18 protein-coding genes are annotated in these 18053 nt (G+C 65.2%); 13 read left to right on the forward strand and 5 right to left on the reverse strand.

Annotated features, from left to right (window positions below):
* Nucleotides 1-280: 280 nt before the first annotated feature.
* The 7 genes from ACNSN7_RS00785 to ACNSN7_RS00815 are packed head-to-tail and all read left to right on the forward strand — an operon-like array spanning nucleotide 281 to nucleotide 6403.
* Nucleotides 281-1306: a PstS family phosphate ABC transporter substrate-binding protein gene (locus tag ACNSN7_RS00785; RefSeq protein ID WP_418279944.1), complete on the forward strand. Its 1026-nt coding sequence runs from the start codon at nucleotides 281-283 to the stop codon at nucleotides 1304-1306.
* Nucleotides 1307-1321: 15 nt separating this feature from the next.
* Nucleotides 1322-2335, forward strand: coding sequence for a phosphate ABC transporter permease subunit PstC (pstC, locus tag ACNSN7_RS00790; protein ID WP_418279945.1), 1014 nt, complete (start codon nucleotides 1322-1324; stop codon nucleotides 2333-2335).
* The gene (pstA, locus tag ACNSN7_RS00795; RefSeq protein ID WP_418279947.1) at nucleotides 2332-3273 is read left to right on the forward strand and encodes a phosphate ABC transporter permease PstA; all 942 of its coding nucleotides are present in this window, start codon (nucleotides 2332-2334) and stop codon (nucleotides 3271-3273) included. The genes pstC and pstA overlap by 4 nt, the downstream gene beginning before the upstream one ends.
* A 2-nt stretch (nucleotides 3274-3275) precedes the next feature.
* Complete coding sequence (gene pstB, locus ACNSN7_RS00800; RefSeq protein ID WP_418279948.1) at nucleotides 3276-4103, forward strand: phosphate ABC transporter ATP-binding protein PstB; 828 nt, start codon at nucleotides 3276-3278, stop codon at nucleotides 4101-4103.
* On the forward strand, nucleotides 4103-4798 hold the full coding sequence (gene phoU, locus ACNSN7_RS00805; protein ID WP_418279949.1) for a phosphate signaling complex protein PhoU: 696 nt from the start codon (nucleotides 4103-4105) through the stop codon (nucleotides 4796-4798). The genes pstB and phoU overlap by 1 nt, the downstream gene beginning before the upstream one ends.
* A 1-nt stretch (nucleotide 4799) precedes the next feature.
* A complete protein-coding gene (locus ACNSN7_RS00810; protein ID WP_418279950.1) occupies nucleotides 4800-5924 on the forward strand; it encodes a PhoU domain-containing protein in 1125 nt (374 codons plus the stop codon).
* A complete protein-coding gene (locus ACNSN7_RS00815) occupies nucleotides 5921-6403 on the forward strand; it encodes an arsenate-mycothiol transferase ArsC (RefSeq protein ID WP_418279951.1) in 483 nt (160 codons plus the stop codon). The genes ACNSN7_RS00810 and ACNSN7_RS00815 overlap by 4 nt, the downstream gene beginning before the upstream one ends.
* On the opposite strand, the gene ACNSN7_RS00820 is transcribed toward ACNSN7_RS00815, so the two are convergent.
* Nucleotides 6400-6669, reverse strand: a complete 270-nt coding sequence (locus tag ACNSN7_RS00820) for a hypothetical protein (protein ID WP_418279952.1) — start codon at nucleotides 6667-6669, stop codon at nucleotides 6400-6402. The two genes, ACNSN7_RS00815 and ACNSN7_RS00820, sit on opposite strands and share 4 nt — an antisense overlap.
* Before the next feature lie 102 nt (nucleotides 6670-6771).
* Between ACNSN7_RS00820 and ACNSN7_RS00825 the strand changes: the two genes are divergently transcribed.
* A complete protein-coding gene (locus ACNSN7_RS00825; protein WP_418279953.1) occupies nucleotides 6772-7893 on the forward strand; it encodes a pyridoxal phosphate-dependent aminotransferase in 1122 nt (373 codons plus the stop codon).
* A 22-nt stretch (nucleotides 7894-7915) separates the two neighbouring features.
* On the opposite strand, the gene ACNSN7_RS00830 is transcribed toward ACNSN7_RS00825, so the two are convergent.
* From ACNSN7_RS00830 to ACNSN7_RS00845, 4 genes are all read right to left on the reverse strand, one after another.
* Entirely contained in the window at nucleotides 7916-9154 is a 1239-nt protein-coding gene (locus tag ACNSN7_RS00830) for a helix-turn-helix transcriptional regulator (RefSeq protein WP_418279954.1), read from the reverse strand.
* A 230-nt stretch (nucleotides 9155-9384) separates the two neighbouring features.
* A complete protein-coding gene (locus tag ACNSN7_RS00835; RefSeq protein ID WP_418279955.1) occupies nucleotides 9385-10353 on the reverse strand; it encodes an SHOCT domain-containing protein in 969 nt (322 codons plus the stop codon).
* A 180-nt stretch (nucleotides 10354-10533) separates the two neighbouring features.
* On the reverse strand, nucleotides 10534-11406 hold the full coding sequence (locus tag ACNSN7_RS00840; protein WP_418279956.1) for a hypothetical protein: 873 nt from the start codon (nucleotides 11404-11406) through the stop codon (nucleotides 10534-10536).
* A gap of 353 nt (nucleotides 11407-11759) precedes the next feature.
* Nucleotides 11760-12710 carry an aminopeptidase gene (locus ACNSN7_RS00845; protein WP_418279957.1) on the reverse strand — a complete coding sequence of 317 codons (951 nt, stop codon included), beginning with the start codon at nucleotides 12708-12710 and terminating at the stop codon, nucleotides 11760-11762.
* Between the two features lie 192 nt (nucleotides 12711-12902).
* Here ACNSN7_RS00845 and ACNSN7_RS00850 point away from each other — a divergent pair, with 192 nt between their 5' ends.
* From ACNSN7_RS00850 to ACNSN7_RS00870, 5 genes are all read left to right on the forward strand, one after another.
* Nucleotides 12903-13970, forward strand: coding sequence for a type II glyceraldehyde-3-phosphate dehydrogenase (locus ACNSN7_RS00850; protein ID WP_418279958.1), 1068 nt, complete (start codon nucleotides 12903-12905; stop codon nucleotides 13968-13970).
* A 258-nt stretch (nucleotides 13971-14228) separates the two neighbouring features.
* A complete protein-coding gene (locus ACNSN7_RS00855; RefSeq protein ID WP_418279960.1) occupies nucleotides 14229-15734 on the forward strand; it encodes a metal ABC transporter solute-binding protein, Zn/Mn family in 1506 nt (501 codons plus the stop codon).
* A gap of 94 nt (nucleotides 15735-15828) precedes the next feature.
* Nucleotides 15829-16551: a metal ABC transporter ATP-binding protein gene (locus ACNSN7_RS00860; RefSeq protein ID WP_418280198.1), complete on the forward strand. Its 723-nt coding sequence runs from the start codon at nucleotides 15829-15831 to the stop codon at nucleotides 16549-16551.
* A complete protein-coding gene (locus ACNSN7_RS00865) occupies nucleotides 16551-17657 on the forward strand; it encodes a metal ABC transporter permease (RefSeq protein WP_418279961.1) in 1107 nt (368 codons plus the stop codon). The genes ACNSN7_RS00860 and ACNSN7_RS00865 overlap by 1 nt, the downstream gene beginning before the upstream one ends.
* Nucleotides 17658-17720: 63 nt before the next feature.
* Nucleotides 17721-18005 (forward strand): DUF7545 family protein, encoded by a 285-nt coding sequence (locus ACNSN7_RS00870; protein WP_418279962.1) that lies wholly within the window; start codon nucleotides 17721-17723, stop codon nucleotides 18003-18005.
* Nucleotides 18006-18053: the final 48 nt, after the last annotated feature.

An 18053-nucleotide genomic window follows, 5' to 3' on the forward strand; every position in this document is an offset into this window, starting at 1 on the left:
GGTGGGTCGTCTCGCGTTCGATCGATAGCCGCAGGTCGGCCACCCGGTCGTCGTCGTCGGCAACGGTCGCTGATACGGGAGACCTCACGGAGCGGTCCTGAGAGACCGGACGCAGATCGGCAACCGTCCTGCCGTTCGTGATGGATACATTACCCTTCCTATATAGTCCTATATTGGCGTACATTCGCCTCTTACCGCTCGGTAGGGCTATCCCTCTCTACACGCCGAATTATATATCACATAGCATACTACTTATGTCGACCCCGTTCACGTTGCAGTGATGGCACCCAGCCAACACGGCACCGCATCCGGTATCACTCGACGGAAATCCCTCGCGGCGCTCGCGGGCGTCGGCGCGGTTGCAGTCGCGGGATGTCTCGGTGGCGACGGAGACGGTGACGGGATCTCCGGAACGATCGACGCCTCCGGCTCGAACACGGTCGCGCCGATCACCTCGTGGGCCGGCGAGAACTTCGAGGAGCAGTTCCCGGACGTGCTCGTCGACGTCGCCCCGGAGGGGACGGGTGCAGGCTTTCAGGAGTTCTGCCGGGCGAACTCCGACGTACAGAGCGCGAGCCGACAGATCACCGAAGAGGAGATCGATCTGTGCGGGGAAAACGACGTCAACTACGGCTTCATCGAGGTCGGACTCGACGGGCTCGCGGTCGTCAAGAACTCCGCAAACGATTGGGTCGACAACATCACGCTGGAGGAACTCGACCGGATCTGGCGGTTCGAGTCCGACGTCGAGACGTGGAGCGACGTCCGCGACGAGTGGCCCGACGAGGAGATCGCCTTACACGGCCGTGACTCCGCCTCCGGGACGTTCGACTATTTCACCCGGGAGATCACCGGCGAGATAGGTAACGTCCGAGACGACTACTCGGCGACGAGCCAGACCAACGAGATCATGGGCGCGGTGGCCGACAACGAACACGGCTTCGGCTTCGGCGGCCTCGGCTACCTCCGAGACATCGAAGGCGATCAACCGATCGAGGCGGTGCCCGTCGAGAGCGACGCCGACGAAGGCTTCTATCTCCCGACGGAGCAGAACATCGAGGACGGTCTCTACTCCCCGCTGGCGCGCCCGCTGTTCGCGTTCGTTAACATCGCGAGCCTCGCGGAGCGGACGGATCTCATCGGCTCGTTCGCGCGCTTCTACACCAACGGCGCACAGGAGTTCGCCCGCGATGAGGGGTTCTACGCCGCGCCCGACGACGTGACCGACGAGAACCACGAGAAGATCGACGCCTGGCTCGAGGAGGTCGACGCGTCGCCGGACGACCTCACCGTCCAACGAGAGTAACGAGGAATCGACAGGATGAGCACTGATACGAACCCGGGACCGGGGATCACGGGCGACGCGGCCGCAAGCGATGCCAAGGAGAACAACCGTCGGATGCGACGCGTTCTCTTCGGCTGTGCGACCATCACGGTCCTCACGACGCTCGCGATCTTTTTCGTGCTGATCGACAACGCCGTGAGCTACTTCTTCGGTGCACGCGCCACGGAGATCCTTCTCGGTGTGGGGACGGAACGGACGGTCACCGTCGGGGAGTTCCTGAGCGTGAGCGAACTGCTGGCCGGGGAGGCCCGGTGGGCTCCCGACCACGCGACGCCCGGACACAACGCGTGGCCCATCATCTTCGGGACGCTGGCGATCACGGTCGGTGCGGCGTTCGTCTCGATCCCGGTCGGTACCGCCACGGCGCTTTACATCTCGGAGTACGCCTCCGAGAACGTTCGATCGAAGCTCAAGCCGACGCTCGAGGTGCTCGCGGGCATCCCGACGATCGTGTATGGCTACTTCGCGATCGCCTTCATCAATCCCGTCGTACTCGGCCCGATCGCGGAGCTGTTCGGCATCAACATCGGTCGATACAGCATGCTCTCCGGCATGTTGGTCGTCGGGATCATGACGATCCCGATGGTATCGTCGATAAGCGAGGACGCGATGCAGGCGGTTCCCGACGACCTCCGAAACGGAGCGTACGCGCTCGGTGCGACGAAGTACGACGTCTCCCTGAACGTCGTCACCCCGGCGGCGCTGTCGGGGATCTTCGCCTCCTACATCCTCGCGGTGTCGCGAGCGATCGGCGAGACGATGGCCGTCACGCTCGCTGCCGGGTTCAACGCCAACGTCACGGCGAACCCGTTCTCGGAGATCATGACGATGACGGCGTACATGGTATCGATGGCACGGGGAACCTCCGCGGTCGGAACCGTCGAGTACCAGAGCCTGTTCGCGGTCGGTCTGCTGTTGTTCCTGATGACGCTTACGATGAACCTGCTGAACGACTGGTTCAAACGCCGCTTCCAGGAGGAGTATCGATGAACGGGGACGCGAAGACGGACGGCGGCGAAGTCAGCGGGTCCCGCGACGGCTACGACGGATCGCTGTTCGACGACGTCGACCTGGGTCGCGAACATCTGAAGAACCGCGTCTTCCTCGCGATCATCTTCGCCGCCTCGATGTTCGGCGTCGTCGCGCTCGGACTACTGCTGCTCGACGTGATAACGGACTTCTACGTCGGGATCGCGGAGTTCGAGATCGGTCTCGTCCAGTTCTTCACCGCCGATGGCTCGCGACGCCCGGAACGGGCCGGATTCAGGGGTGCGATCGTCGCTTCGGTGATGTTGATGGCGTTAACGGCGATACTGTCCTTTTTCATCGGCGTCGGGTCCGCGATCTACTTAGAGGAGTACGCACCCAACACCCGTATCACTCGGCTCATCGAGGCGAACCTCGCGAACCTCGCCGGCGTCCCCTCGATCGTGTACGGACTGCTGGCGCTCGCGGCACTCGTCAACGGGATCGGCATGGGACCGATCCTGTTGGCGGGATCGGTCGCGCTCGCGCTGCTCGTGATGCCGATCATCATCGTCTCGTCACAGGAGGCGCTACGTGCGGTCCCCGACGGCGTACGAAACGGATCGTACGCGACCGGAGCGACGAAGTGGCAGACGATCCGACAGGTCGTGCTTCCGGCTGCGATGCCGGGGATCCTCACCGGGACGATCCTCGCGCTCGCTCGCGCGATCGGCGAGACCGCACCGCTGTTGATGGTCGGTGCGATCTTCGTCAACCGCACACCGGGCGGCCCGTTCGACCGTTTCAGCGGGATGCCGACCCAGATCTACGCGTGGGCGGCCGAGCCGAGCCAACACTTCATCCACCTCGCTGCGGTCGGGATCGTCGTGCTCTTGGCCGTCCTGCTGTCGATGAACGCGGTCGCAGTTCTCATGCGGAACAAGTACGAGACGGAAGTGTAACCATGTCTACACAGAAATCCGACACTCTGATCACGACGGACGTATCGAGCGGGAACACCGGTCGGGCGGATCGACCGGACGAGACGGTCGTCTCGGCGACCGGACTGGACGTGTACTACGGGAACGACCAGGCACTCGACGCGGTCGACATCGAGATCCCCGAACACAAAGTGACGGCGATCATCGGTCCGTCGGGCTGCGGGAAGTCGACGTTCCTCCGAAGCGTCAACCGGATGAACGACCAGATCGACGTCTGTCGGATCGACGGTGACCTCTCGTTTCACGGCAAGAACGTGTACGACGACGACGTCGACCCGGTCGCCCTCCGCCGGAAGATCGGTATGGTGTTCCAGAAGCCGAACCCGTTCCCCAAATCGATCTACGACAACGTGGCCTACGGACTGGAGATCCAGGGGTACGACGGCGACATGGACGCTCGCGTCGAGGAGGCGCTCCGGGGGGCCGCGCTGTGGGACGAGGTGAAAGACCAACTCGACTCCTCCGGGCTTGACCTCTCGGGCGGCCAGCAACAGCGGCTCTGTATCGCCCGCGCCATCGCCCCCGACCCCGAAGTCATCCTCATGGACGAGCCGACGTCCGCGCTCGATCCGGTCGCCGCCTCGAAGATCGAGGACCTGATCGACGAGCTCGTCGAGGAGTACACGGTGATCATCGTCACGCACAACATGCAGCAGGCCGCCCGGATATCCGACAAGACCGCCGTCTTCCTCACCGGCGGACAGCTGGTCGAGTTCGGCGACACAAATCGGATCTTCGAGAACCCCGACGACCAACGCGTCGAGGATTACATCACGGGGAAGTTCGGATAATGCCCCGAGAGAACTACCAGCGTCGGCTCGACGACCTCCGTCGGGACGTCGTGTCGATGGGCGATCTCGTCTTGGACCGCTACGACGCCGCGCTCGACGCGGCCGAGACCGGGGACGCCGACCTCGCACGGGAGGTGATACGGGGCGACCACGAGGTGAACGACCGGTACCTCGAACTGGAGGACGACTGCACGGAGCTGCTGGCGCTCCAACAGCCCGTCGCGGGGGATCTCCGACTGATCACGGCGTCGTTCAAGATCATCACGGACCTCGAACGCGTGGCGGACCTCGCGACGAACCTCGCGGGATACGGTACGTCGGAGACCGGCGGCGTTCACCCCGCCGTCGACCTTCGGGAGATCGGAACGGCGGCCGGCGAGATGGTCGCCGACGCAGTCGCGGCGTACGAGTCCGCCGACCCGGAGGCGTGTCGCGCGGTCGCCGAGCGCGACGAGACGCTGGATGAACGGTGCCGGATCGCGAGCGAGAGCGTCGTTCGGGAGCTCCTCGCCGCGGAGACGGCGCGGCGGACGACCGACCCGTCCCCCGACAGCGGAGCGCTGGAGGTCGAACTCGACGACGTCTCGCGCGCGCTGCTGACGGTCCGCGATCTCGAACGCGTCGGCGATCACGCCGTCAACGTCGCCGCACGCACGCTCTACATGATCGAGAACGACGACGAGTTGATCTACTGAGATGGACACCCCCGACGGCCCCTACGACCGCAAGATCCAGCTGACCGGCGGGACGACGTACACGGTGTCGCTCCCGAAGCAGTGGGCGATCGCGCAGTCGGTGGAGAACGGGGATCGAGTCCGCCTGTACGACCGCGGGGACCGTCTGCTCGTGACCCAGCCGGACGACGACGGAAGCCGTCGGACGGTGACCGCGTCGGCGGTGCGTCACGCTCCCGCAGCGATCGAACGGGTCCTCACCGCGGCGTACGTCGCCGGCGCGGAGGTCGTCCGGATCGAGGGGCAGCCGGACCGAGAGGTCCGAGACGCCGTCAGGAAGGCGGTCGCCGGGCTCGTCGGTATCGAGGTCTCCGAGGAGACCGACGACGCGATCGTCGCTCGGGCGATGCTCGACGTCGACGACCTCTCCCCGAAACAGACCCTCGCGCAGATGGAGAGTACGGCGCTCCGGATGCACGAAGAGGCGATCTCCGCGGCGCTCAACGGCGACGCCGAGCGCGGTCGGCGGGTCCGGGTGCAGGACGACACGGTCGATCGCCTCTTCGGACTGATCGCCCGCGAGTTCCAGCGCTCGCTCGTCGACGTTCGCGTCGACGGAGCCGGAAGCGATCTCACGACCTTCGACTACTACACCGCGGCGCGTCAGATCGAGCGGGTCGCCGACCACGCCGTGAAGATCGCCGGGACCGCCGACCAGATCGAGACGCCGCCCCCCGACGACGTCGTCGACGACGTCACTCGCCTCGGGACGGAGTCCCGGAATCTCGTCCGGAACGCGCTCTCGGCGATGCTGAACGACGGGAACGCCGAGACGCTCTGTGGGGTTCTCGCCGACGCCGACCGCGTCGTGGACGACGCCGAATCGCTCGATCGGCGGCTATACGAACGAGCGCTTCCCACCGGATACGCGCTCGCGACCGTCCTCGACAGCGTCACTCCTCGACAGCGTCACTCGGACCGCCGAGTACGGGGTCAACGTCGCGGAGGCGGGGATCCAGACGACGCTTCGCGGTCCCGGGACCAACGCGGTCTCACATGCGGGCCCACGGACGAACGGATGAGTCATCAGCACCGACGACCGACGACTGACACCGACCGACGACTGACACCGACCGACCACAGATGACAGCCAACGACACTATCGATACGACGGGAGAAACGACCACGCTCGTGTTCATGTGCGTCCGAAACGCGGGACGAAGTCAGATGGCGACTGCGTTCGCGGAGCGCGAGCGCGACCGTCGCGGACTGCACGACGAGGTCTCGGTCGTCACCGGTGGGACGGATCCCGCCGACGCGGTCCACGACGTCGTCGTCGACGCGCTCGACGAGGTCGGTCTCGACGTGAACGGTCGGACGCCGAGACACGTCTCGGAGGCGACGCTCGCCGACGCCGACTTCGTGGCGACCATGGGCTGTTCGACGCTGACTCTCGACGGGGTGACGACCGAGGACTGGGCGCTGACCGATCCCGGCGAGCGGCCGATCGAGGAGGTCCGCGAGATCCGGGACCGGATCGAGAAGTTGGTGATCGACGTCTTCGACCGGATCGAAGCGTCGAACGTCGCGGAGCCGGCGGACGGGGACTCGGACGAGTCGCGCTAGTCGAGTAGTTCCTCCAGCGCGACCCGGAGTGACCGTGCCTCTCCGTCGGTCAGCGTCACGTCCGCGTGCCCGGTGCCGAGATCGCCAGCGGTCACGTCCACGCTACAGACGATTCCGTCGTCCCCGCGTCGCACGGTCAGTTCCGCGTGGTCCGGTTGATCGCTCGGCGGGCCGATCTCGACCTCCCGTTCGCCGCGGGTCGCCCCGACGGCCGCGAGCGCCGTTCGATCCAGATCGATCGTGTGTTCGTCCGGGTTCTGGTCCATGTGACACGTCGGATCGCGTGGAACTTATAAGATCGTACGGCACGTCGCCACGTCCGTCCCGACGTAACAAGAACTAACTCGCGGCGGCACCCTCCCTCCGACATGCCGAAGTTCTCCGACAGAGTCGAGCGGATCTCCATCAGCGGGATCCGCCAGGTGTTCGAGGCCGCGGGCGAGGACGCGATCAACCTCGGGCTGGGTCAGCCCGACTTCCCGACGCCGGAACACGCTCGCGAGGCGGCCGTCGACGCGATCCGGACCGGGAAGGCGGACGCGTACACCGAGAACAAGGGAATCCGGTCGCTCCGGGAGGCGATCGCCGAGAAACACCGGCAGGATCAGGGCGTCGACGTCGACCCCGCGAACGTCGTCGCCACCGCGGGCGGCAGCGAGGCGCTCCACATCGCGATCGAGGCGCACGTCAGTGCGGGCGAGGACGTGATCGTTCCGGATCCCGGCTTCGTCTCCTACGACGCGCTCACCAAACTCGCTGGAGGGGAACCCGTCCCGGTTCCGCTTCGCGATGACCTCACGATCGACCCCGCGGCGATCGAGGCGGCGATCACCGACGACACCGCGGCGTTCATCGTCAACTCTCCCGGCAACCCCACGGGTGCGGTCTCCTCCGAGTCGGACGTCCGCGAGTTCGCCCGGATCGCGGACGAACACGACGTGTTGTGCGTCTCCGACGAGGTGTACGAGTACACGGTGTTCGAGGGTGCCCACTACTCGCCGATGGAGTTCGCGGAGACGGACAACGTCGTCGTCGTCAACTCCGCCTCGAAGCTGTTCTCGATGACGGGCTGGCGACTCGGGTGGGCGTACGGCTCCGCGGACCGGATCGATCGCATGGTCCGGGTTCACCAGTACGCGCAGGCGTGTGCGTCCGCACCGTCACAGTACGCCGCGGAGGCGGCCCTGCGTGGCGATCGCGACGTCGTCGAGGAGATGACCGACTCGTTCGAGCGGCGGCGCGACCTCCTCCTCGACGGGCTCGCGGACGCGGGTATCGAGTGTCCAACACCCCGCGGTGCCTTTTACGCAATGCCGAAGGTGCCGGACGGGTTCGTCGAAGCGTGTCTCGACCGAGGCGTGATCGTCGTCCCCGGTGACGCGTTCGGCGAGCACGGGGCCGGGTACGCCCGTATCTCGTACGCGACGGGCGAGGACGAACTCAGGGAGGCGATCGACGTGATGGCCGACGCATACGACGCGGTTCAGTAGCCCGAACTGCGGGGTGAGATCCTCACCGAGGGTCCTCCTCGGGAAGCGCGAGGACGTTCTCGCGACCGAGTCTGAACCCCTTCAGGTCGCCGTCTTCCCGGAGCCCCTTCGTCACTTGGCTCGTCTTCGCGGCCGTCCAGTCGAGTTCCTCGGCGACTCGCTTCTGTTTCATCCGGCCGCCGTTCGCTTCGATGAGTCGGAGGACCTTCTCCTCGTTGCTCAACAGGTCCGGATCCACGCCGGCACCGAACGGTCCCGCGTCGTCGTCGGCGTCGCCGTCCTCGCCGTCAGCGGACTCGTCGACTCCGGCGTCACCATCCGCCGCCCCGTCGCCTTCGCCGTCAGCATCAGTACTAGCAGCGTCCGGATGGTTCCCAACCGCTCTCTCGGAGACGGCTTCGGCGTCGGAGCGCGCCGCTTCCTCGGAGCCGAATCGACCGATCGGACCGGCCCACCCCCGCCGGACCGCGAAGGCGACGAGTCCGAACGCGAGGAGGACGATAAGTAGTCCGAGCGTGGTCGCGGAGACGTTGCCGTCGCTCGCGACTCCGTTCCCGCCGGTTCCGTCACCGGTTGTTCCGTCACTTCCCGCGTCATCGGCCGAAACGAGCGTCAGGCGCGGCTCCCCGCCGGAGAAGCTCGTCGGCCCCTGCCAGACGACCGAGCTATCTCGAAGTTCCGTCGGCGGTGGGGCGGCGTCGGCGCGCTCCCAGCCGTCGGGCCAACTCATTCGGAGCGCGGAGGTGTCGTCGAGGAACAGGCCGTCAACGGCGTCCCCGGCGACCATGCGACCGTCCGCGTCCACCTCGGCGAAGTTCGACCAGCGGAACGAGTACGTGACGACCCCGTACTCACGGGGGAGATCGGTCCGCTCGGCTCGAATCGACATCTCCGTGATCGACATCTCTCGCCCGGTCGCGTTCGCGGCGTCGTCGGCCGTCGCGTTCATCCGGTCGTGGAACGTCGCGGTGTACGCCTCCGGCTCCGACTCGATATCCGCCTGGAGGTCGTCGAACGCGGCCTCCTCGTCGTCGGTTTCCAGCCGCGCTCGATACTCGATCGTCCAGACCGCGTCCCCGTCGTCCTCGAGATCGATCGCGAGGAGAACGTCGTCCGGATCGATCTCGTTTTCCACCTGCTCGATCCCGATGGTCTCGCCGGCGTCCCCGGCCGCCGACGCGGCGAAGCCGCCGCTCACGATGGCAATGGCGACCACCAACACGGCCAGCACAACGACGCCGAACGGCGGGCGGTGAGTCACACAGACAGGAATGATTCGACCCATTAAAACCCTTATTACAACGCTTCGTCGAAGTCAGATATCGCTATCACAGCGTCACGTTAGCCTCTATTCACGCGACCAGTCCGCCGACCGATCCGCGTCCTGCCCCGCCGTCGCCGTGCTGGCCGAACTCACTTTCGGATCCCGTTGCGGTGGTCTCAGACGTCGCTTTCGATGTCCACGTACCGCAGTCCACGGATCCTCCCGTTTCACGGACGCTCACTCTCGCGTTCAGCGGTATCCCTTCCGGGCGGTGTCTCCGAGTCATCGGCTCTGCTCCCGTCCACAGTCGTGTTCGATCCGGTCTCGCCCGACGATCGGTTGGTCTCGCCCGACGGTCCGGCGGTCCCGTCCGACGGTCCGGCGGTCCCGTCCGACGGTCCGCCGCCGTGTGTCCCGTCCGACGGTCCGCCGCCGTGTGTCCCGTTCATTCTCGGGGTCTCCCTTTCCGTTCGGTTCGCGTCCGGCGGGCCACCCCCGCGCGTCTCGTTCGCGTCGGGCGGACCGACGTGGTCGGGGCGTTCACCGGCGCTCATCGGACCACCGACGTTCGGCCCGGCGATCCCGCGGGCGATCTCGGCGATCTCGGGGCCGGAGAGGTCGGCCGTCCGGTTCCGGATCGTTCGGATCGATTCGTCGTCGATACCGTGTGACCGGCGCATTTCGGCCGGGAACTCCTCGGAAACCGTTGCGCTCCGCTCCGTAGAGCGCTCGATCGCCGCCGTTTCCGCTGCGAGGCGTGCCGTTCGGGCTCGGTACTCTCCGTCAGTGATCTCGCCTGCATCACGCCGTTCTCGGAGTTGCGCGTGCCGAGCCTCGATCTCGTCGAGGCGCGCTTCGTTGTCACGTAAGCGATCGCTAACGGCGTCCGCACGCTCGTCGTCGCTCCTGTCGGCCGCGACCCGGCGTTCGAACGAACGGGACTCGACCTCCTCTGTGATTTCGGACGCTTGGACGCCGATCACGCCCCCGAGTCGCTCTCCCGGCCGAGTCGCGTTCGATTCGTTCACGTCGTCGGACTCGACGTCGCTCGCATCGGTCTGTCCGTCGATGCTCGCTCCAACGGCGTGCACGTCGGTCCCACCGGCGATCCCGCCGACCGCCGCGGCAGCCGGGACGGCCGCCACGACGCCGACGACCATCAACCCAGCCACCAGTACCGCAATACCCGGTTTCATCGTACACTCTCCTTGATCCCGTCACCGTATATAAATCAATGACCGTTACGCCGGTTTGTCCCGGATCAACCGGAGTATCGAACGCCCCTCGCTACCGCCAGCACGACTCCCAAAAGGCGGTACAACCCATCTCGGGACGATCGACGACACACACAGCCCTCGCGCACAAGAAACGGAGTGTTAGGATCCGTCTGCCGTCTTCCCCGCTATCTCATCCACTTTCTCGTCGACCGTCTCGTCGACCTTTTCGTCGACCGTCTTCTCCACTTTCTCGTCGACCGTCTCATCGACCTTTTCGTCGACCGTCTTCTCCACTTTCTCGTCGACCGTCTCATCGACCTTCTCGTCGACCGTCTTCTCCACTTTCTCGTCGACCGTCTCATCGACCTTCTCGTCGACCGTCTTCTTCACTTTCTCGTCGACCGTCTCATCGACCTTCTCATCGACCGTCTTCTCCACTTCCTCGCTCACCGTCTCATCGACCTTCTCATCGACCGTCTTCTCCACTTCCTCGCTCACCGTCTCATCGACCTTCTCATCGACCGTCTTCTCCACTTCCTCGCTCACCGTCTCGTCGACTTTCTCGCTTACCGTCTCGCCGACCGTCTTCTCCACCTCCTTGCTCACCGTCTCACCGACCGTCTTCTCGACTTCCTTGCTCACCGTCTCACCGACCGTCTTCTCGACTTCCTTGCTCACCGTCTCACCGACCGTCTTCTCCACCTGCTTGACCGTGTCGCCGACGCTCTTCTCGACTTCCTTTCCGACGGTCTCACCGACCGTCTTCTCCACTTCCTCGCTGACGGTGTTGCCGACGCTCTTCTCGACCTCTTCGGTGACGGTCTCCTCGACCTGTCTAACCACTTCGGTCGTCATCCAGTCGGGGTCGAACCGGGCCATCTTCCATCCGACGTGGACGACGTACGAAACCAGGACGCCCAGTCCGAACGCGATCCCGATACCGGTTCCGACCGCGACGATGAGTACGATCGAGACGAAGATCATGAGACCATACATCAGATCGACGATGAAATCGACCCGATTCGGATTCATCGTTCACCTCGTAGAAACCGCCGGTTACGTGTATTCATATGAGACATACCCGATGTTCGGGCTCCAAACATGTATACCCGTCCATCCACGTCCGGTTTGGATCGCTGCCGTTCTGGGCGTGCGCTCGGATCTTCGCACTCGTCGTCGGCGGATCGAGCCGAGCGATCAACGGATCACCAGCGATCACGATCGGTTCGTGACGGGTTCGTGACGGGTTCGTGACGGGTTCGTGACGGGTTCGGGGCGGGATCATGACGGGCTCGGGGCGGGATCGTGACGGGCTCGGGGCGAGTTCGTGACGGGCTCGGGGCGAGTTCGTGACGGGTTCGGGGAGGGATCGTGATCGACCCAATTCAGGCGCTCGGAAGCTCGAGTTCCACTCCGTCCGCGTACACCGTCGGCTCCCGGAGGATCCCGTCGAGGTGGACGGGTGCTCCGGTGTCGCCGCCGATCCCCGCGTTGTCGCCGATAGCGATGTGAACGGTGCCCGCGGCCTTCTCGTCTAAAAGCACCGATCCGACCAGTTCGGCGACGCCGACGTTGGTCCCGATTCCGAGCTCCGCGAGGTTGTACGCGGCGTCGCCGACCGACTCGGCGGCCGTCTCGAGGTCGGCTCGGATCGCGTCGTCAGAAACCGACGTGACCTGCCCGTCGTCGACCTCGAACGTCAGGTGCTGTCCCTCGGCGAGCAGCCCGTGTGGGCGCATCGTCCCGTCGACGACGTACGTCCCGGTTGCGGTTTCGGGTGCGACGAACACCTCGCCGGCCGGAAGGTTCGAGAACTCGCCCGGCTCGTGGACCATTCCCGTGTCCGCGAGCCACTCGCGGTCGCCGATCCCGAACGTGATGTCGGTTCCCTGCGGTGACGTCACCCTGATCTCGTCGGCGTCGCCGACGGCGTCGAGCATCGCCGCGCTGTGGTCGGCGATCGCCGCGTAGTCGGCGTCGAGTCCGACGACGAACACGTCCGCCGTGATCCCCGGAAGCGTCGCGCCTCGGGACCCGGCCTCGCAGGCCGCACCTCTGGCACGCGTGTGGCTCAGGCTCTTCGTCGTCGGCGCGAGGAACACGTCGCTGTCCGCCATCGCCGCCGCGACGGGGGCCGGCGGCTCGGTCCCGTGCTGCTGGCCGGGCGGGTACCGGATGATCGAGGCGTCATCGGTGACTCGTAGCGCCGCCTCGTATAACGCCTCGCCGATCGGCCGTCGCTCGTCGTCGGTGACAACGATCACCGACTCGTCGGCACCGACGTTCAAACACTGTTCGACGGCGGTTCGTGCCGCCCCCGCGATCTCCTCGGTCATACGTCTCCTCGGTCGGCCGTCCCGTTAGTCCTTCTCATCCGATACGCCTCGAACGTTACTTTTAATCATGTTACGTATTCGAGTTACACGCCGTCTGCTGGCGAATTAACCCATCGGTTACTCGTGCCGTAGTTAATTTCTTGTCTCTTTACTCGTAACAATTATGCCGGTTGGCGGAGGAGTGATAGGCACATGATACGCGTGGGCGTCAACGGGTACGGCACGATCGGAAAACGTGTTGCGGACGCGGTCGAGGCCCAACCCGACATGGAACTCGTCGGCATCGCGAAGACCCGTCCAAACTACGAGGCCGACGCGGCCCTCCGGCGCGGCTACTCGTTGTACGCCGCGATCGCCGACCGAGCGGGCGACTTCACCGATGCCGGCATCGAGATCGCCGGGACGCTGCCCGACATGCTCGAGGAGATCGACGTCGTGGTCGACTGTTGTCCCTCCGGCGTGGGCGCGGAGAACCGTGAGACGTACGCCGAACACGACGTGCGTGCCGTCTTTCAGGGCGGCGAGGGGGCCTCGGTCGCCGACGCGTCGTTCAACTCGCGCGCGAACTTCGAGGCGTCACGGGACGCGGAGTTCGTCCGTGTCGTCTCCTGTAACACCACCGGACTCTCCAGAGTGATCGCTCCCCTTCAAGAGCAGTACGGGATCGAGAAGGTGCGCGCGACCCTCGTCCGGCGCGGTGGAGACCCGGCACAGACCGGCCGTGGCCCGATCAACGACGTGCTTCCGGATCCGGTGACGATCCCCTCTCACCACGGTCCGGACGTGAACACCGTTCTGCCCGACGTCGCCGTGGACACGCTCGGACTCACCGTCCCGACGACGCAGATGCACACCCACAGCCTGAACGTGACGCTCGAATCGGAACCGGACACCGAGGAGGTTCGTGCCCTCCTCGCCGACCAGGATCGAACGTTCCTGATCCCGGAGATCGCGGCCATCGACGGCGCAGGCAAGCTGAAGGAGTTCGCGCGGGACATCGGTCGCCCACGCGGCGACGTCTGGGAGAACTGCATCTGGGCGGAGTCGATCAACGTCACGGGTCGGGATCTGTACCTGTTCCAGAACGTCCACCAGGAGGCGGACGTCGTCCCCGAGAACGTCGACGCGATCCGATCGATGTGCACCGATCTGTCGCCCGCGGAATCGATCGCACGGACGAACGAGACGCTCGGCATCGGATTGGAGAGTCGGTTCGACACCGACGAGGGCGACTGGAAGCCGGTTACCGCCGACGACTGACCGACGAACCCGGCTCGTCGGTGAGTTATCGCACGCGATACCGTCGGCGAACCGACTGGCCGGACAGCGAGCTCACCTCTCAGATCCGTAGCGCCCACGTATCGATTTTCGCGGAGCGGTTCGTCCACACGCCCCCGATAGCTACGAGCTCGGAAGCCGTGAAGGAATTAATAACACAACGTTCCTAAAAAGCCATTATTATTAAAATCCCATTTTAGGATAACAACTATTTAGTGATCGGGGGCGTTGGATCGTCGTATGAGTCAATCGCGGAGAGTGCTCCTGAAGCGCGGTGCCGGTCTCCTCGGTGCGGGTACCGCCGCCGCGCTCGCAGGGTGCTCGGACGCCGTCGAACAGGCCGAAAGCGAGTTCGATTCGGGGTATGCGGCGTTCTTCGCGCTCGAAGACTGGACGAATAACATCGCCGGCGATCACGTCGAGTTCGAGAATCCGGTGGACGTCGGGCAGATGGGACACGGCTGGGAGCCCACGGGAGACCTGACTGCAGACGTCGCCTCCACCGACGCGTTCGTCTACCTCAACACACCGGAGTTCTCTTGGGCACAGGATCTGGCCCGAGGACTGGAGTCCGACTACGACGGAATCGCCGTTATCGACGGGCTAGTCGGTCTCGAAGACGAGATGCTTGACTGGGACCACGCTCACGACGACGACCACGACGACGCTCACGACGACGACCACGACGACGCTCACGACGACGACCACGACGACGCTCACGACGACGACCACGACGACGACCACGACGACGCTCACGACGACGACCACGACGACGACCACGACGACGACGACGCTCACAACGACGCTCACGACGACGACCACGACGACGAGATCCAGATCGGCGAGTTCGAACTGGTTGACCGCGAGCACGACGAGGTGGTCGCGTACGTTCACGGTGACCATTGGGACGGTGGCCTCCCTGACATCGAGGAGGGCGGGTCGCTCTCGATCGGTGCGAACGTCTCGGATTCCAACGGTGAGGCCGTACCGATCGGCGAGGACGAGGAGTACCAACTGAACGCGCGGACCACTGACGATACCGACGGGATCGTTTCGATCGAGCCTCACGGAGACCACATCGACATCGGCGGCGAGGAGACGGGTCGGACCGACCTCGTGGTCCAACTGTACCACGGCGATCACGCCGATTGGGAGTCACCGCCGCTCGCGCTCTCCGTCGTTCACGAAGGCGAGGACGACGGACACGGCTTCTACGATCCGCACGTCTGGGTCGATCCGGTGATCGCACAGGACGTCGTCGACAACATCGCCGACGGGCTCGCGACTGCCGACCCGGACAACGCCGAAGAGTACTTCGAGAACGCCGACGCGTACAAGTCGGAGCTCGACGAGGTCGACGACGCGTTCGAGGTGATGATGGCGGACGCCGACCGCGACACCGCGGTGCTCGCCGGTCACGACTCCTATCAGTACCTGGAGGTCCGGTACGGCTTCGAGCTCCACTCGCCCGTCGGTGTGTCACCGCAGGACGAGCCGAGCCAGAACGACATCGCCGACACGATCGAGTTCGTCAACGACAACGACGTCGACGTGATCCTCTATGACCACTTCGGATCGCCCAACCTCGCCGAGACGATAGTCGAGAACAGCGACGCGACGGAGATCATGAGCGTCTCGCCGGCCGAGGGGACGACCGAGGAGTGGAACGAGCGGGGGTACGACTACGTCGACCAGATGCTCGAGGTCAACGTTCCGGCGTTCCGGCGCGCGCTCGGAGCCGACTGATCGCTGATCGGCTTCGATCCGACGGCATCGAACTACAAGAGCTAAACCGTCAGACGATGTACGAACCACAACGACAGTGACTTCGGTAGTAGCGATGGACGACGTGACGTTCGCGTACGGCGACACCGTCGCCGTGAGAGACGTCTCTATAACGGTCGAATCCGGCGAGTTCCTCGGACTCGTCGGTCCGAACGGGTCCGGAAAGACGACGCTTCTCCACCTCATGCTGGGGCTTCACACCCCCGACGAGGGAACGATCGAGCTGTTCGGCCAGCCGGTGTCGGCGTTCGACGACGGCGGACGGATCGGCTACGTTTCCCAGCAGGCGACGAACCGCGGCGGCACGATGCCCGTTACGGTTCGCGAGTGCGTCACCATGGGGCGGTTCGCACACGCGGGACACGGTCGTCTCTCGGAGACCGACAGGCGGATCGTCGAGGACGCTATCGAGACCGTCGGCGTCTCGGACCTGGCCGACCGGCTCGTGAACGAGCTCTCCGGCGGCCAGAAACAGCGCGCGTACATCGCTCGGGCGCTCGCGAGCGAGGCCGACCTCCTCGCGCTCGATGAGCCGACGGTCGGCGTCGACGCCGAGTCGAGAGACGCGTTCTACAGCCTGCTCGACGAGCTGAACGACGACGGGATCACGATCATCCTCATCGAGCACGACATCGGCGTGGTCACGGACCGGGCCGATCACGTCGCCTGTATCAACACCGAGCTGTTCCACCACGGGGACACGGAATCGTTCGTCGAGAGCGAGGCGCTCTCCGAGGCGTACGGCGCGACCGGGCAGGTCGTCCACCACCACCACTGATGACCGACGACACGATCGAGACCGGCGGCGACACGACCGGTACCGACGACGTCGAGCCGCGCGCTCACGGGTCGACCGCATCGGTCGGTGACGAACGCGACACCCGGCGGCTGATCGAGCTCGCGGGCGTCGGCGTAACGGCACTGCTCGCGCTCGTGATGCTCGGATTCATCGTGCTCTACTGGGCGCGGGGCCTCCCGATCGCCGAGGACCTCTACGCGACGTTCCGGACCGCCGGGCTCGTGATGGACTTCTATCTCGGGACCAACGTGTTCCAGCACCCGTTCATGTGGCAGTCGATGGCGACCGGCGTGTTGATCGGCGTCGTCGCACCGCTCGTCGGATCGTTTCTCGTCCACCGCGAGATGGCGCTCATCGGCGAGACGCTGGCACACACCGCGTTCGCGGGCGTCGCGATCGGGCTGCTGCTCAGCGCGACCACCGGCTGGAGCGGCTCGCTGCTCCTCGTCGCGCTGGCGGTCGGAGTCGTGGGTGCACTGGCCGTCCAGTGGCTCACGGAGCGGACGAACACGTACGGCGACGTCCCCATCGCGATCATGCTCAGCGGGAGCTTCGCGATCGGAACGCTGATCATCAGTTACGGACGGGGGCTCACGGGGATCAACATCGAAGGCTACCTGTTCGGGAGCCTCGCGGTGGTCACCGTCGATGGCGCACGGCTGATGGGCGCGCTATCCGTGATCGTCGTCGCCGCGGTCGCGTTGACGTACAAACAGCTCCTCTTCATCACCTTCGACGAGCAGGCCGCGCGGGTCGCGCAGCTGAACGTGACCGGCTACAACACGCTTCTCGTCGTGTTGACCGCGGTCGTCGTCGTCGGCGCGATGCAGGTGCTCGGCGTGATCCTCGTCGCCGCCATGCTGGTCGTTCCCGTCGCCGCCGCCTCACAGATCGCACGGAGCTTCCGGGAGACGATGTACCTCTCGGTGATCTTCGGACAGCTCTCGGTGATCGTCGGCTTCGCGTTCTCGATCAGTCAGGGCCTCCCGTCGGGCGGCTCGATCGTCGTCGCCGCCATCGCCATCTATCTCGCCGCCATCGCCGCGTCCGGGTTTTCCGTCAAAGCGATCTCGACGCACGGGTGAGTCGAGGTCACGTTCACCGCACCGTTTCCACAGACCCTTATGTCGTGACCACGAGGAACGCGTATGTCCGATACCGAGACGTACACCGTAACCGGACCCGAGGGCGACGAGGAGTCGTTCGAACTTCCCGCCGGACTGGTCGACGTGCTGAGCGAGCAGGGCGAGAACCCCACGACCGTCGTGGCCGACGTCGTCGTGCAGGCGATGGCCCAGCAGGCACACGCGATCGTACATCACAGCCAGGGCGACGTTCCGGACGATCTCCAGCAGATGAACGACACGGCCGAGGAGCTGTTCGAGGACCGCTTCGGACAGTCGCTGCAGGAGGCGCTCGGACACTCCCACTAGTTCACACTCCCGCCGATCCGCGCTCTCGCTCTTAACCTCGACTCGTCG

The sequence above is a fragment of the Halorubrum rarum genome, assembly GCF_048380895.1.
GTDB lineage: Archaea > Halobacteriota > Halobacteria > Halobacteriales > Haloferacaceae > Halorubrum.